General features: G+C 39.6%; 16 protein-coding genes. All 16 read left to right on the top strand.

Annotated features, from left to right (window positions below):
* Positions 1–40: 40 nt before the first annotated feature.
* The 16 genes from EJN67_RS01935 (at position 41) to spoIID (ending at position 14,831) form a co-directional block, all read left to right on the top strand.
* Positions 41–772 carry a ZIP family metal transporter gene (locus EJN67_RS01935; RefSeq protein ID WP_207207944.1) on the top strand — a complete coding sequence of 244 codons (732 nt, stop codon included), beginning with the start codon at positions 41–43 and terminating at the stop codon, positions 770–772.
* Between the two features lie 8 nt (positions 773–780).
* Entirely contained in the window at positions 781–1,845 is a 1,065-nt protein-coding gene (locus tag EJN67_RS01930; RefSeq protein WP_129721605.1) for an L-threonylcarbamoyladenylate synthase, read from the top strand.
* 24 nt (positions 1,846–1,869) lie between these two features.
* Positions 1,870–2,328 (top strand): low molecular weight protein arginine phosphatase, encoded by a 459-nt coding sequence (locus tag EJN67_RS01925; protein WP_129721604.1) that lies wholly within the window; start codon positions 1,870–1,872, stop codon positions 2,326–2,328.
* A gap of 98 nt (positions 2,329–2,426) precedes the next feature.
* Positions 2,427–3,056 (top strand): uracil phosphoribosyltransferase, encoded by a 630-nt coding sequence (gene upp, locus EJN67_RS01920; protein WP_129721603.1) that lies wholly within the window; start codon positions 2,427–2,429, stop codon positions 3,054–3,056.
* Positions 3,043–3,402 carry a hypothetical protein gene (locus tag EJN67_RS01915; protein ID WP_165000681.1) on the top strand — a complete coding sequence of 120 codons (360 nt, stop codon included), beginning with the start codon at positions 3,043–3,045 and terminating at the stop codon, positions 3,400–3,402. Before upp ends, EJN67_RS01915 begins: the two co-directional genes overlap by 14 nt.
* A complete protein-coding gene (locus EJN67_RS01910) occupies positions 3,389–5,347 on the top strand; it encodes a V-type ATP synthase subunit I (RefSeq protein WP_129721601.1) in 1,959 nt (652 codons plus the stop codon). Before EJN67_RS01915 ends, EJN67_RS01910 begins: the two co-directional genes overlap by 14 nt.
* 2 nt (positions 5,348–5,349) lie before the next feature.
* Positions 5,350–5,820, top strand: coding sequence for a V-type ATP synthase subunit K (locus tag EJN67_RS01905; RefSeq protein WP_129721600.1), 471 nt, complete (start codon positions 5,350–5,352; stop codon positions 5,818–5,820).
* A gap of 13 nt (positions 5,821–5,833) precedes the next feature.
* On the top strand, positions 5,834–6,442 hold the full coding sequence (locus EJN67_RS01900; RefSeq protein ID WP_129721599.1) for a V-type ATP synthase subunit E: 609 nt from the start codon (positions 5,834–5,836) through the stop codon (positions 6,440–6,442).
* Positions 6,443–6,448: 6 nt separating this feature from the next.
* Positions 6,449–7,450, top strand: coding sequence for a V-type ATP synthase subunit C (locus tag EJN67_RS01895; protein ID WP_129721598.1), 1,002 nt, complete (start codon positions 6,449–6,451; stop codon positions 7,448–7,450).
* A complete protein-coding gene (locus EJN67_RS01890; protein ID WP_129721597.1) occupies positions 7,443–7,772 on the top strand; it encodes a V-type ATP synthase subunit F in 330 nt (109 codons plus the stop codon). Before EJN67_RS01895 ends, EJN67_RS01890 begins: the two co-directional genes overlap by 8 nt.
* A gap of 3 nt (positions 7,773–7,775) precedes the next feature.
* Positions 7,776–9,548 (top strand): V-type ATP synthase subunit A, encoded by a 1,773-nt coding sequence (locus tag EJN67_RS01885; RefSeq protein ID WP_129721596.1) that lies wholly within the window; start codon positions 7,776–7,778, stop codon positions 9,546–9,548.
* The gene (locus EJN67_RS01880) at positions 9,541–10,923 is read left to right on the top strand and encodes a V-type ATP synthase subunit B (RefSeq protein WP_129721595.1); all 1,383 of its coding nucleotides are present in this window, start codon (positions 9,541–9,543) and stop codon (positions 10,921–10,923) included. Before EJN67_RS01885 ends, EJN67_RS01880 begins: the two co-directional genes overlap by 8 nt.
* A 3-nt stretch (positions 10,924–10,926) precedes the next feature.
* A complete protein-coding gene (locus EJN67_RS01875; protein ID WP_129721594.1) occupies positions 10,927–11,568 on the top strand; it encodes a V-type ATP synthase subunit D in 642 nt (213 codons plus the stop codon).
* Between the two features lie 83 nt (positions 11,569–11,651).
* On the top strand, positions 11,652–12,422 hold the full coding sequence (locus tag EJN67_RS01870; RefSeq protein WP_129721593.1) for a YwmB family TATA-box binding protein: 771 nt from the start codon (positions 11,652–11,654) through the stop codon (positions 12,420–12,422).
* A 50-nt stretch (positions 12,423–12,472) separates the two neighbouring features.
* Complete coding sequence (gene murA / locus EJN67_RS01865) at positions 12,473–13,723, top strand: UDP-N-acetylglucosamine 1-carboxyvinyltransferase (RefSeq protein ID WP_129721592.1); 1,251 nt, start codon at positions 12,473–12,475, stop codon at positions 13,721–13,723.
* Positions 13,724–13,808: 85 nt separating this feature from the next.
* Positions 13,809–14,831 carry a stage II sporulation protein D gene (gene spoIID, locus EJN67_RS01860; protein ID WP_129721591.1) on the top strand — a complete coding sequence of 341 codons (1,023 nt, stop codon included), beginning with the start codon at positions 13,809–13,811 and terminating at the stop codon, positions 14,829–14,831.
* The last annotated feature ends 62 nt before the right edge of the window (positions 14,832–14,893 follow it).

The following is a 14,893-nucleotide window of genomic DNA, read 5'->3' as shown; positions in this document are numbered from 1 at the left end:
ATACAATATATAAGATTTTAGAATGGGGAGATGGTAGGGGTTGAATCCATTGCTTGTAAGTAGCATTATAGGTGCATCTGCAGGTATCATAGGGACAGGTTTGGGCGGAATGATAGCGTTTTTTCTTGATACCCCCAGCAAACGCCTTTTAAGTACCCTTCTCAGTTTTTCAAGTGGACTTATGATTGCGGTGGTGTGTTTTGATCTATTGCCTAAATCTTTTGAAATTGGTAGTTTCGCTTGCGGTATTATGGGTATTATATTAGGTGTAGCTGTTATAATTTTTTGTGAACATTTAATATATCGTGATATGGAATCAAAAGGGAAAAATGAACTTTTGAAAACGGGTATCCTATTAACCGTAGGTATTGCGCTACATAACTTACCTGAAGGTCTCGCTATAGGTTCTGGATTTACTGCCTATGAATCCTATGGTTTAGGTCTCAGTCTTGTGATTGCCCTTCATGATATACCAGAGGGAGTAGCTATGGCTACCCCGTTAAGGGCGGGAGGGATGGATAAATTAAAGGTTTTTATGCTTACACTCTTATCAGGGGTACCTACTGGCTTAGGTGCTTTTATAGGATATTTACTAGGTGGTATCTCTCCCATGTTTATAAGTATATGTCTTGCTTTTGCGGGAGGTGCCATGTTGTATATAACATGTGCAGAGCTTATACCGGAATCTGTAGAATTATATAAAGGACGGATATCGAGCCTAGGACTGTTATTTGGAGTCATACTAGGAATTGTAATTTCATCTATGATGTAAAAGGAGTAATGAATTTGCAAACTTTAATACAGAAGATTAATGAACTAGATAATGATTATGCCGTTATAAAAAAAGCGGCCCAATATATAAGACAAGGTGAGGTAGTAGCATTTCCGACGGAAACGGTATATGGACTTGGTGCAAATGCCCTTGATGGAGAGACGGTACGAAAGATCTTCTATGCAAAGGGAAGACCTTCTGACAACCCTCTTATTGTCCATATTGCTTCGATAAACGAAATATATCAATTGGTGAATGGGGTTCCACCAAAGGCCTTAAAATTAATGGAGGCTTTTTGGCCGGGGCCCATTACTATTATATTGGAAAAATCTAGTATAATACCCGATGAAGTAACTGCAGGGCTGGATACAGTGGGCATAAGGATGCCTAGAAATGAAGTAGCAAGGGCCTTTATCAAGGAATGCGGTGTGCCTATTGCAGCACCTAGCGCAAACCGTTCAGGACGTCCTAGTCCTACTACTGCTCAGCATGTTATGGAGGATATGCAGGGACGTATACCATTTATAATAGACGGCGGTGAATGTAGCGTAGGATTGGAATCTACCGTATTAGATTTGACGTCCAATATACCTACAATACTACGGCCAGGTGGAATAACGCAGGAAATGTTGGAAACGGTACTAGGAGAGGTACAGGTTGATAAAAGGGTGCTTACACCTCCCCTCAAAGGCGAACGGGTAAAATCTCCGGGCATGAAATACACCCATTATGCACCAAAGGCTCCTGTTACAATAGTGCAGGGAAATCCGGATGCCATAGCAAAACATATTAAAGCATTAGCTATGCAATATATATCACAGGGGAAAAAGGTGGGGATCCTAGCTACGGAGGAGACTTATACCCTATATGAAGATATTAAGGCTTCAGTGCTTATTATGGGAACACGTAGCCGGTTATCTACCATAGCATCCAAGCTTTTTGCAGATTTGCGGCAATTTGATGATTTAGGTGTAGATATTATACTGGCCGAAGGTGTAGGGACAAAAGACGAAGGGTTGGCCATAATGAATCGAATGCTCAGGGCTGCAGGTTTTCATGTAATAAATATATAGATATTATTTTTAGGAGGTAGCCTTTTGCGTAAAATACTTTTTGTATGTACAGGGAACACATGCAGGAGCAGTATGGCAGAGGTAATGTTTAAACAATATCTAAAAGAAGCTCAAATAAATGATATAATGGCAGGTTCTGCAGGTATATATGCTACAGAAGGAGATAGGGCCACTTTACAGGCGATAGAGGTGATGAATGAGTTGGACCTTGACCTTACAGGGCACAGGGCATGTAGATTGACTCCTGAGCTTGTTCAAAATGCCAACTTGATCCTTACCATGACAAATGATCAAAAGATGCTTATAAAGATTATGGAGCCATCTGCAATGGAAAAAGTGTATACCCTTAAAGAGTTTGCCGGATATGAAGATCCTGATATATTAGATCCATTTGGTCAAGACGTGGAAACATATAGAAGATGTGCATGGGATATTGGAGAAGCATTGAAAAAGGTAATTAAAAAGTTAAATTTGTCAAATTGATGGCGAACTTTGCTAGACAGCTGCTGCAAAATTATTGTATAATATATAGAAATGTATGTACGAATATTAATACCAATATGTTGAGGTGATTGTTTAAAATGTCAAAAGTTCATGTAATGGATCATCCGCTAATACAGCACAAATTAACACTTATACGGGATAAAAATACTGGTTCTAAAGAGTTTAGGGAACTGGTGGAAGAGGTAGCTCTATTAATGGGATATGAAGTTACCCGTGATATCCAGTTAAAAGAGGTAGAAATTGATACTCCAATGGGTAAGGCAAAGACCAAGGTAATATCAGGCAAAAAAGTAGGGCTTGTACCTATACTTCGAGCAGGTTTGGGTATGGTAGATGGTATGTTAAAGCTTATACCAGCAGCGAAGGTGGGGCATATAGGACTATATAGGGATCCTGAAACCCTAGAGCCAGTGGAATACTATTGCAAGCTACCTTCTGATGTTGAAGAAAGGGATTTTATAATTATAGATCCAATGCTAGCTACCGGTGGTTCTGCTAGCGCAGCTATTACATTCTTAAAACAGCGGGGAGCAAAGAGCATAAAATTTGTGTGTCTTATAGCTGCACCGGAAGGAGTTTCACGACTTCAAGAAGACCATCCGGATGTGGATATATTTGTTGCCGCTCTAGATGAAAAATTAAATGAAGATGGGTATATAGTTCCTGGTTTAGGAGATGCAGGTGATAGACTTTTTGGCACCAAGTAATAAAAAGGTGGTGAGTGCTTTGTCTATGGATGTTTTAAATATGATACATCAGGCAGAAGCCGATGCAGAGAAAATTCGACTTGACGCTTTACAAAAGGCAAAAGATATTATTAGGCAGGCAGAGGATGAGGGAGCAGAGGTTTTAAAACGCTCTCAAAAAGAAGCGGAAGACGAAAAAAATAGGTTAATTGATGCGGCTGAAAAAGGGGCAGAGGCAGAGATATCAAAGCTATCTTCCCAGACTGACAAGAAGTGTCAGGAGATAGAGAAGGCTGCACAGGAGCATATCGGGCAGGCTGTTGACTTCATTATGGGAAGGATTGTGAATTCCAATGGCAATAGTTAAGATGAAAAGGGTTTCATTATTGGGTCTTAATTCAGAACGGGATCAGATATTGAAAGTCATCCAACGGATGGGTAATTTAGAGATTACCGATTTGGATGGAGACCAGGATGAAAATGAAGTTAGAGTTTCCCCCCAGATAATAGAGGAGTTAGAAGGGGTGGAAGCACAATTAACTGAGCTACAGTTTGCCATAGATTTCTTAAACAGATATGGTTCCAATAAAGGGGGGCTATTTTCAGTCCCCAATGAGGTATCATTAGAAAAATTAACTGAAGATTTACCAGATAAACAGTATATATTTGATGTATGCAAAAAATGTCATGATTTGGATAGTCAGCTTAACAATTTAAAAACTGAACAAACACGTATAGTGAATGCTATACCCCAATTTGAAAGCTGGGATAATCTAAAGATACCCTTAGAACATATAAAGGATACCAAAAAGACAAAAATCCTTCTAGGTTCTGTAGATAAAGGGAATGTGCAGTCTTTTGAGACATATTTTAATGATAATATGGAATTGCTTTTTTTAGAGAGGGTAGGTAGCTCTAAAGACCAGATAAATTATCTCATGATATATCATGAATCAGCCTCTCTGGATGTGGAAGATGCATTAAAGCAATTCAGTTTCAGCAAGGCTACATTTGGTGGTATCACTGGTACGCCAAGTCAAAATGAACAAAGACTTAGGGAAGATCTAAAGCAGATAGAAAAAAAGAGGCAGTCTATAGATCATGATGCTAGAGAGTTTTTAACTGCATTAAATGATATAGAACTTATGTATGATGCAGTATCTATAGATGCGGATAGGCTAAGGGCAAATAATAATATTTCAACTACACATAGTACGTTTATGCTAAAGGGCTGGATACCGGAGTCTCAGACGGAACACCTTGTTAAAAAAATATCAAATATTACACCATATTATGATATAAAATTCGAGGATCCAGCTGAGGATGAAGTGTTCCCAGTTGCAGTAAATAACCCGCCAATAGTTCAACCATTTGAAGTTGTTACTAATCTCTATAGTACTCCAAATTCACATGAGCTGGATCCAAATGCATATATGGCGCCATTCTACTTTGTGTTCTTTGGCATGATGTTAGGGGATGCTGCCTATGGTTTGATTCTAGCTATTTTAGCATCTTATTTTACCAAAAAGTATAAATGGCAGGGTGATTCCAAAAGATTAGGACAGCTTATAGCTTTAGGTGGCATATCTACTTTTATATGGGGTGCATTATATGGTAGCTGGTTCGGAGATGCGGGAACCATGCTAGGCATTCCGCCATTGTGGTTTAATCCGCTAGATGAACCTGTACGCATGCTTATACTATGTTTTGCCATGGGTATTGTACAGATATTTGCAGGTATGGCTATAAAGGCATATATGAATGTAAGAGACGGCCATCCATGGGCTGCCGTATTCGATCAAGGATTTTGGTATGTCTTTCTTATAGGCCTTATAGTATTTGGACTTAATAAATCAAATACTGAGTCTACGGCTTATACGGTTGGAAAATATATGTCAATTGCAGGTGCAGTAGGACTTATATTAACCCAAGGAAGAGAAGAAAAAAATATATTCAAAAAGCTTGTAAAAGGTATATTGAGTCTATATGATATTACAGGTTTTTTAAGCGATGTATTGTCCTATTCAAGACTCTTTGCATTGGGTCTTGCGACAGGCGTTATAGGTATGGTTTTGAACAAGATGGCTGCTATTTTAGGCAGTTCCCCAATAGGGTGGATCTTAGCAGTATTTATTCTTGTAGTAGGACATCTGTTTAATATTGCAATAAATACTATTGGAGCATATGTACATGCCAGTAGATTGCAGTATATCGAATTTTTTGGTAGGTTTTTCGAGGGTGGAGGCCATGCCTTTAAACCCTTATCAATAAAAACAAAATATACTCAAATAAACAAAGAGGAGGCTGTTTAACTATGGAATTAGGACAAATATTAGCTATTTTGGCAGCATCATTATCAGTATTATTGCCAGGTATTGGCTCTGCTATAGCTGTTAGTATGGTGGGGCAGAGTGCTGCAGGAGTAGTATCAGAGGATCCTGATAAATTTGGTAAAGTACTTATATTGGAAGCTCTTCCAGGTACTCAGGGCATATATGGGTTGCTTGTTGGCTTTATAATAATGGGTAAAATAAATATATTCGGTGGCATGACCCAGGTAACTACCGGACAAGGATGGCAGTTTGTAGCAGCTTCACTTCCAATAGCCATTGTAGGTATTTTATCTGCCATTGCTCAGGGTAAAGCAGCAGTAGCAGGTGTTGGGCTTGTAGCAAAGAGACCTGAGGAATCAGGTAAAGCTATAACATTTGCAGTCATGGTTGAGACCTATGCAGTATTGGCACTGCTTGCTTCTTTCCTTATGGTAAATGGTATATCTCTATAAGGGGTTGTATTAAATGAATAATGGAATAGAAAAGATAACTGGTCGTATACTGGAAGATGCTAGGCAAGAAGCTCAAGGGATAATAGATGATGCCCAGATCAAGGCAGATGAGATAAAGAAGAACAAAGCAAAGGAAGGTCATGCATTAAAGGATAGATTGTTGGTTAAAGCAAGGGAAGCGGCAGACGAGCGTAAGAGACGTATGATTTCAGCAGCTACCCTTGAATTGAAACAAAAGGAGCTTGCTGTAAAACAACAGATGATAGATAAAAGTTTTGCTGCTGTTCTCGATAAAATATCCAATATGCCACAGGCAGAATATGAAAAGCTTATTTCTGAGCTATTGCTTAGCTATCCTTTGGAAGGCGATGAGGATATAGTGTCTCCCGCCAATGGCGGCAGGGTATTGAACCAGCAGTTTATAAACAGGTTAAATGAGCAGTTAAGGGCTGCAGGTAAAAAAGGCGAACTTAAGTTATCGTCTGACAGCGGTGAATTCAAGACGGGATTTATAATAAAATTTAATGGTATGGAAATAAACAACTCTTTTGAATCCATACTTCGCATGGTTAGGGATGAGATAGAACCTGAGGTGGCAGCACTTTTATTCAGTGAGGAGTGATAGGATATGGCAGCTACAACGTATAACTATGCCGTTGGACGTATAAGGGCATTAGAACCAAAATTGCTTGGCAAGGACAGGATAGACCGCATGGTAGACGCAAATAGCCCACAGGATGTGCTTAAAATATTATCTGAGACCGATTATGCCATAGCCGTATCCGAGCTTAAGACTCCATATGAGTATGAAGATATGCTATCTCGTGAATTAAAGGGCGTATATGACCTTATGCAGTCTATTTCTCCAAATCCTGATTTAACCCAATTGTTTTTTATAAATCAGGATATACACAACGTGAAGGTTATATTAAAGTCTAAATATTTAAAGATGGAAAATCCTGAGCCCTTAATGGGTGTATCTACTGTACCGATAGACAATATAAAAAAGGCAATAGATGATAATGATTATAGGGATTTGCCCGATTATATTGCTGGTGCGCTGGAAATATTAGAAAACATGCTAAGTACAAAGGTAGACCCGCAAAAGATAGATGTAGTATTGGACAAGGCCATGTATGAACATATTTTTTGCATCTGCCGCGATCAAAAAGATGAGTTTGTAAAAGGATATTTTGAAAAAAAAGTAGATCTGGTAAATATAAAGACATTGCTTAGGGTAAAGCGAATAGGTAATGGTGCAGAGTTTTTAAGACACCTGCTCCTGCCCGGAGGAATTCTAAATGAAGATTTTTTTGTTCAGGCCCTTGATCAACCTTCCGAATGGCTGATGAATGAGCTAAAGAATTCCGAGTATGAAAGGGTAATAATTCTAGGGGTGCAGCAGTTTGCAAAACAGGGTAGTTTGACGCTGTATGAAAGGCTCGCTGATGACTACCTTATGGATTATATAAAGGCAAAAAAGTGGGAATCGTTTGGTATAGCTCCTATTGTAGCGTATATATTAGCAAAGCAAAATGAGATAGATCTTATACGTATCATCATGGTAGGCAAGATAAATAATATTCCGGCAGACAAAATCTCGGAAAGGTTACGTGATACTTATGCATAAAATAGGTGTAGTTGGAGATAAGGACTCGGTATTGGCGTTTAAATCCCTTGGAATTGCAGTATTTCCCGTAACGCAGCCTAAAGAGGCTAGTCTCCTTATAAATAGGTTAGCAAAGGGTGATTATGCTGTAATCTTTGTTACTGAGTCTATTGCAAAGGACATAGAGGAAACCATAGATAGGTATAAGACTGTACCCTTTCCTGCTATAATACTCATTCCTGGTAATCAAGGAAGTTTGGGACTGGGTATTCAGGGTGTAAAGGACAGTGTAGAAAAGGCTATTGGTGCCGATATTCTGTTTCAAGAGAGAGAGGGTAGATAGTCGATGCAAGGTAGAATTGTAAAAGTTTCAGGACCACTTGTAATTGCAGAAGGTATGCAAGATGCAAAGATGTATGATGTTGTACGTGTCAGCGATAAAAAGCTGATAGGTGAGATAATAGAACTTAGAGGTGATAAGGCCTCTATACAGGTATATGAGGAGACTGCAGGTATAGGACCGGGAGAGCCGGTTGTAACTACAGGTTATCCCCTTAGCGTTGAGTTAGCACCAGGTCTTATAGAATCCATATTTGACGGGATTCAAAGGCCTCTTAATGTTATTCGTGACCAGGTAGGGGATAGGATTGCTAGGGGTATAGATGTTCCGGCCCTTGATCATGATAAGAAATGGGATTTTGTGCCTACTGTAAATGAGGGCGATTTTGTAACTACCGGCGATATAATAGGTACTGTGCAGGAAACTTCCATAATAGAACATAGGATAATGATTCCACAGGGTGTGGAGGGTACGATAGAATGGATACACAAAGGGGAGGCTACTATTGTAGATCCTATTGCCAAGGTGAAGAAAAAATCTGGTGAAGCGGTGGATGTATGTATGCTTCAACGTACCCCTGTTCGAATAGGACGTCGATATAAGGAGAAGCTCCCGCCAAATGTGCCTATGCTAACTGGACAAAGGGTAATAGATACATTTTTTCCAGTAGCCAAAGGCGGCGTGGCCGCTGTACCTGGACCATTTGGCAGTGGTAAAACCGTAGTGCAGCATCAGTTGGCTAAATGGGCTGATGCTGATTTGATAGTCTATGTAGGGTGTGGAGAACGTGGCAATGAGATGACGGATGTTCTTATGGAGTTCCCACAACTAAAGGATCCAAAGAGCGGTGAGCCTCTTATGAAGCGTACCGTTCTTATTGCGAACACTTCCGACATGCCTGTTGCAGCACGTGAAGCTTCCATATATACCGGTATAACTATAGCTGAATATTTTAGAGATATGGGATATAAGGTAGCCATTATGGCAGACTCTACATCCCGTTGGGCCGAGGCGCTTCGTGAGATGTCAGGTAGGCTTGAAGAGATGCCTGGTGAGGAAGGTTATCCTGCATATCTAAGTTCCCGTTTGGCTGAATTCTACGAGAGAGCTGGCAGAGTAATGTGCCTTGGGCAGGAGAACCGGGAAGGGGCCATAAGTGCAATAGGTGCAGTATCACCACCAGGTGGTGACTTATCAGAGCCAGTTACACAGGCAACCCTTCGTATTGTAAAGGTGTTCTGGGGTTTGGATGCTCAGCTAGCCTATAGAAGACATTTTCCTGCCATAAACTGGTTGGTAAGTTATTCCCTTTATGTAGATAGATTGGGTGAATGGATGGAAGAGCATGTAGCTGGAGATTGGGATGATATGCGCATTGAAGCCATGAGTATTTTACAGACCGAATCTGAATTGGAAGAGATAGTAAGGCTTGTTGGTGTAGATGCCCTTTCATTAAAAGATAGACTGACTTTGGAGACAGCTAGATCCATAAGGGAAGACTATCTCCATCAAAATGCATTCCATGATGTAGACACCTATACTTCCATGAAAAAACAGTATAAGATGCTAAAGCTTATACTGGAGTTTCATCATGCAGCAAACAGGACATTAGAGGCTGGTGCAGAGTTTAGCGAGATAATAAACCTGCCTGTACGGGAACGTATAGGTCGGGCAAAATATATACCTGAGGATAGAATAGCAGAAATAGATGCTATTATGGATGAAATGAATGAGCAAATGGAGGCATTGGTGCCAGAAGGGGGTATAAGGTATGCTTAAGGAATATAGGAATATAAGAGAAGTAGTAGGCCCCTTGATGCTGGTGGAAGGTGTATCCGGTGTAAAGTTTGATGAGCTAGTGGAGATAGAGCAGGCAAATGGAGAGATACGTCGAGGCAGGGTATTGGAGATAAATGGAGATAAGGCATTGGTGCAGCTGTTTGAGGGTTCCCAAGGTTTGCAGATATCCACAAGTAAGGCAAGATTTTTAGGCAAGGGCATAGAGCTTGCAGTTTCCAAAGATATGCTAGGTCGTGTATTCGATGGTATGGGTCAGCCCAGGGATGGAGGTCCAAAGATAATTGCTGAGAAGAAGATGGATATAAGCGGTCAGCCTATAAATCCATCTGCCAGAAATTATCCTTCAGAGTTTATACAGACAGGTATATCGGCAATAGATGGATTAAACACGCTGGTTAGAGGACAGAAACTACCTGTGTTCTCCGGTTCGGGCTTACCCCATGCGCAACTTGCAGCTCAGATAGCCCGTCAAGCAAAGGTTTTAGGATCCGGTGAGAATTTCGCTGTTGTGTTTGGAGCCATAGGTATTACCTTTGAGGAAGCCGACTTTTTTATTTCAGATTTTAAAAAGACGGGAGCTATAGAGAGGGCAGTATTATTTATGAATCTTGCAAATGATCCTGCCATAGAGCGTATTGCAACTCCTCGTATGGCCCTTACTGCAGCAGAATATCTGGCTTTTGATGAAGGCATGCATGTACTTGTTATATTGACAGATATTACAAACTATGCAGAAGCCCTTAGGGAGGTATCAGCAGCACGTAAGGAAGTACCTGGACGTAGGGGATACCCTGGATATTTGTATACTGATCTTGCTACTATGTACGAACGTGCAGGTAGGATAAGGGGCAAAAAGGGTTCAATAACCCAGATACCTATCCTTACGATGCCAGAGGATGATAAGACCCATCCTATACCTGATCTCACAGGTTATATAACAGAAGGGCAGATAATACTCAGCCGGGAGCTTTATAGAAAAGGTATTATGCCGCCGATTGATGTACTTCCATCACTGTCCCGTTTGAAGGATAAGGGTATAGGTGAAGGGAAGACAAGGGAAGATCATGCAGATACTATGAACCAGCTTTTTGCCGCTTATGCAAGGGGCAAGGAGGCAAAGGAGTTGGCTGTTATATTAGGTGAAGCTGCCCTTAGTGATGCAGATAAGCTATATGCAAAATTTGCAGATGAATTTGAAAAGAGGTATGTATCCCAAGGATTTACCACAAACAGGACTATAGAAGAGACATTAAACCTTGGATGGGAGCTATTGTCCATATTACCCAAGTCTGAGCTTAAGAGGATAAGGGATGAATATATAGACAAGTATCTTCCTCAAAAAGGGGATGAATAAAAAATGGCTATCATGAATGTAAATCCCACCCGTATGGAGCTTAGCAGACTCAAAAAAAGGCTGCAGGTGGCCGTTAGAGGTCATAAGCTTCTAAAGGATAAGCGGGATGAAATGATGAGGCAATTTATAGATCTTGTAAAGGAAAATAAGGAACTTAGAGAATCGGTTGAGCGTGATTTAATAGCTGCCCAAAAGAATTTTGTAATGGCACGTGCAATAATGTCCCCTGAGATGCTCGAAGAGGCTATAATGTATCCCACCAGGCAGGTGGAAATTAAGGCAGCCAAAAAAAATATAATGAGCGTAGATGTACCAAGTATAGAATATGAGGAAAAAAAGCAGGAGGATATATCCCCATATCCCTACAGTTTTGCAAGTACATCGGCGGAGTTGGATGATGCCATAGTAACCCTATCTGGTATACTGCCTCGTATGTTGGAGCTGGCAGAGAAGGAAAAGACGTGCCAGATGTTGGCTGATGAAATAGAGAAGACCAGGCGCAGGGTTAATGCACTGGAGTACGTAATGATACCACAGATGCAGGAAACTATCAGATATATTACTATGAAGCTGGATGAAAATGAACGTGGCAGCAGAACACGTCTTATGAAGGTTAAGGATATGGTTAATGAGAGGGATGCATAAAAAAAGTACAATATGATCGTGCGTATACAATCTTCCACATGTGGGAACAATGAATTTATAGCCAAAAATTAGGGGGAGATTGTATGCGCAGGATTTATATATGTATTACTGTATTTTTAGTCATACTGTTTCTTTTCAATATAAATGCACAGGGTAGTATTGGACAAGCATATATGATTGATAGAGATGAGATGTATTACAGGGCTTTTTTAGACAGTGGATGTATTCCAGCGGGGTGTAGCGTTTCAGGCTGGACTATTGTTGAAAACTGCAAACATATAACCATTCATGAAATGGAATCCATGGCTAGAGAAGCAGCGTATTTTTTTGGCATTTGTGATGACTTTAATTTTGGCATTGATAGGCAGCTTGATAGGATAGACATAAAGATAGATGGAAAAGATCATAAAGATGGCAATTTGAAGCTATTGTTTAGTGCACCGCTTTACAATGATGATATTATAAAAGACTCCATATACATAAATATACATATAGATTACCAGCATGGTATCACAGAGGCAAACAGTATAAAAGGGAATATAACCCAATATTTCTCATGTTTAAAGACAGCACCTCATGTATTTGTTACGTTAACAGGTAAATTCCCAGATAAGTTGAATTATTATAAAAAGCGGCGTATAATAAACCAAATATTTGATGTTATGGATGCCTATAGAGTAGAGGGCATGAGTGGGTATGGGATTATAAGTAAGTGTGGATATTCCCCATATATTGATGAAGGCTTGATTACAAAAAATGGACGTGTAAATTTAAACGTTGCCCTTCGATACAGTGAATATGATAATAGTACATATATATGGTTAGGTACTCCCATAATAGGAATAGAATATTGATTAACACAAAGGAAAAATAAAACATAGTATATAATGGAAGGAGGGGTACTATGGCTAAATATGTAATAAAAAAGAGTCTGCCCCTTGAAGGAAGGGTAAGGATAAGCGGAGCTAAAAATTCTGTTTTGCCCATAATTGCAGCATCTTTACTTACCGACGATGTATGTGTTATAGATGGAGTACCAAGCCTTGAAGATGTAAATATAATTTGTAGATTGTTGGAATTTTTAGGCTCTAAGATAGATGTTCATGGCGATTGTTTAAGGATAGATAATGGAAATATAAAAAACACCGTGGCACCCTATGAGCTGGTGAGAAAAATGAGGGCTTCTTTTTTAGCGGTGGGACCACTACTGGCTAAGAGTGGGGAAGTCAAAATCTCCATGCCAGGAGGGTGTGCCATAGGGACCCGCCCGATAAATCTACACCTCAAGGGATTAGCTGCAATGGGTGCTGAGATTTCATTGGGTCATGGTTTCATACATGCAAAGGCATCAAAATTAACAGGTAGTACTATATATTTGGATTTCCCTAGTGTAGGCGCTACTGAAAATATAATGATGGCAGGTACGTTGGCAGAAGGACAGACTGTCATAGAAAATGCTGCGGAAGAACCAGAGATAGTGGATCTTGCAAATTTCTTAAATGCCATGGGGGCAAATGTCAAAGGTGCAGGTACTGACACCATAAAAATAGACGGTGTAAACTTTTTAAAAGGTGCTAACCATAGCATAATACCCGACCGAATTGAAGCAGGTACTTTTATGGCTGCAGCGGCAATAACAGGTGGGGATATTTTTTTGGAAAATGTGCTTATAGATCACTTAAAACCGGTAGAAGCAAAACTAAAGGAAGCTGGTATGCTTGTTGAAGAAATAGGCGATGGGGTAAGGGTTAAATGTGTAAAGCCCCTTCAAGCTGTGGATATAAAAACACTTCCATACCCAGGATTTCCTACAGATATGCAGGCACAGATGATGGCTCTTATGTGTACCATATCAGGCAGTAGCATTATTACAGAAACGGTATTTGAAAATAGATTCATGCATGTTAGTGAATTAAAGAGATTAGGTGCAAATATCAAAATAGAAGGCCGTAGTGCTATTATAGAAGGCGTAGAAAAATTAACCGGCACCCAGGTTAAGGCTACAGATTTACGGGCAGGAGCTGCCCTTGTACTTGCAGGTTTATGTGCTGAAGGCACTACAGAGGTTGTGGATATATATCATATTGATAGGGGATATGAAAATTTTGCAGATAAATTAAGACAGCTAGGTGCTTTAATTTACAGGGAGGATTAATCCATCAAAGTTCTATTCCATTCGGATTTATCATAATATCTTTATATGTAATATTTACAGAATCTTAATGTAGAAGGAGAATGGAATGAGGACCTGGGTTAATGTAATCTTGTTTATAATAGTTATAGCCCTTATAATACCAACCCTCATAGTAAAGGGATGTTCTGTAAAGTCTATACATCTTCAAGGACCTGATAATCATGATGGTACAGAAGAACAAGATGAAATAAAATTAAAATGGAAATCCAATGAACCTAAAATAGCGTTATATGATCATCAAAAAAAAGAAGTTGTTGATATGGCTTTAGAAGAGTATATAGCTGGAGTGGTAGCTGCTGAAATGCCTGTATCATTTGAAATGGAGGCATTAAAAGCGCAGGCGGTGGCTGCCAGGACGTTTGCGGTAAAGAAGATGCATGTATTTGGCGGGAGTGGCTGTCAAAATCATTCTGAAGCGGATGTATGCAGTTTTTATGGACATTGTCAAGCATGGATAGGGGAAGATGATCAAAAAAGAAATTGGGGAAATGATTATGAAAAAAACCGGTCTAGAATAGTCCAGGCTGTAGAGGAGACTAGGGGAGATATAATAACCTATGCAGGTGAGCCAATAGAGGTATTTTTTTATTCCACCAGCAATGGAAAGACTGAGGATGTGAGTGAAGTTTTTTCTACTGCCCTTCCATATTATAAGGTGGTAGATAGTCCTGGTGAAGAGGATGCGCCAAAATATAAGGAGATATTTTCTTTTTCCAATAAACAATTTGTAGACATATTCAAAAAACAATATCCTAAATCGAATCTTAGACCTAATAATTTAGAGCGGCAGATAAAAATTTTGAGCCATACAGATGGAGATAGGGTAAAGGAAGTACAGGTAGGAAATATAAAGATAAAGGGAAAGGATTTTAGGAACGTCTATGGTATAAACTCTTCGGATTTTACGTTCGAATTTTTAAAGGATAGCGTGAAGATACATACAAGGGGATATGGCCATGGCGTGGGTATGAGCCAGGTTGGGGCCGATCGTATGGCAAAAGGCGGGAGTAGTTATATAGATATAATAAAGCATTATTATGTAGGTGTGGATATACAGAAGGCATATTAATATAAAAATAGAAAATACAGTTATGCACTGTATTTTTTTTTATTTTTTGGACAATATTAATA

It is taken from the genome of Xylanivirga thermophila, assembly GCF_004138105.1.
In the GTDB taxonomy this organism is placed as follows: Bacteria; Bacillota; Clostridia; order Caldicoprobacterales; family Xylanivirgaceae; genus Xylanivirga; species Xylanivirga thermophila.
This window is presented reverse-complemented; position numbering and strand designations above follow the sequence as displayed.

Excerpts from the sequence above, each read along its gene's own strand:
- EJN67_RS01875 (WP_129721594.1), top strand. The coding sequence starts at position 10,927 with ATGGCTATCATGAATGTAAATCCCACCCGTATGGAGCTTAGCAGACTC.
- EJN67_RS01895 (WP_129721598.1), top strand. The coding sequence starts at position 6,449 with ATGGCAGCTACAACGTATAACTATGCCGTTGGACGTATAAGGGCATTA.
- murA (WP_129721592.1), top strand. The coding sequence starts at position 12,473 with ATGGCTAAATATGTAATAAAAAAGAGTCTGCCCCTTGAAGGAAGGGTA.
- EJN67_RS01890 (WP_129721597.1), top strand. The coding sequence starts at position 7,443 with ATGCATAAAATAGGTGTAGTTGGAGATAAGGACTCGGTATTGGCGTTT.
- EJN67_RS01910 (WP_129721601.1), top strand. The coding sequence starts at position 3,389 with ATGGCAATAGTTAAGATGAAAAGGGTTTCATTATTGGGTCTTAATTCA.
- upp (WP_129721603.1), top strand. The coding sequence starts at position 2,427 with ATGTCAAAAGTTCATGTAATGGATCATCCGCTAATACAGCACAAATTA.
- spoIID (WP_129721591.1), top strand. The coding sequence starts at position 13,809 with ATGAGGACCTGGGTTAATGTAATCTTGTTTATAATAGTTATAGCCCTT.
- EJN67_RS01885 (WP_129721596.1), top strand. The coding sequence starts at position 7,776 with ATGCAAGGTAGAATTGTAAAAGTTTCAGGACCACTTGTAATTGCAGAA.
- EJN67_RS01905 (WP_129721600.1), top strand. The coding sequence starts at position 5,350 with ATGGAATTAGGACAAATATTAGCTATTTTGGCAGCATCATTATCAGTA.
- EJN67_RS01870 (WP_129721593.1), top strand. The coding sequence starts at position 11,652 with ATGCGCAGGATTTATATATGTATTACTGTATTTTTAGTCATACTGTTT.
- EJN67_RS01930 (WP_129721605.1), top strand. The coding sequence starts at position 781 with ATGAATTTGCAAACTTTAATACAGAAGATTAATGAACTAGATAATGAT.
- EJN67_RS01900 (WP_129721599.1), top strand. The coding sequence starts at position 5,834 with ATGAATAATGGAATAGAAAAGATAACTGGTCGTATACTGGAAGATGCT.
- EJN67_RS01880 (WP_129721595.1), top strand. The coding sequence starts at position 9,541 with ATGCTTAAGGAATATAGGAATATAAGAGAAGTAGTAGGCCCCTTGATG.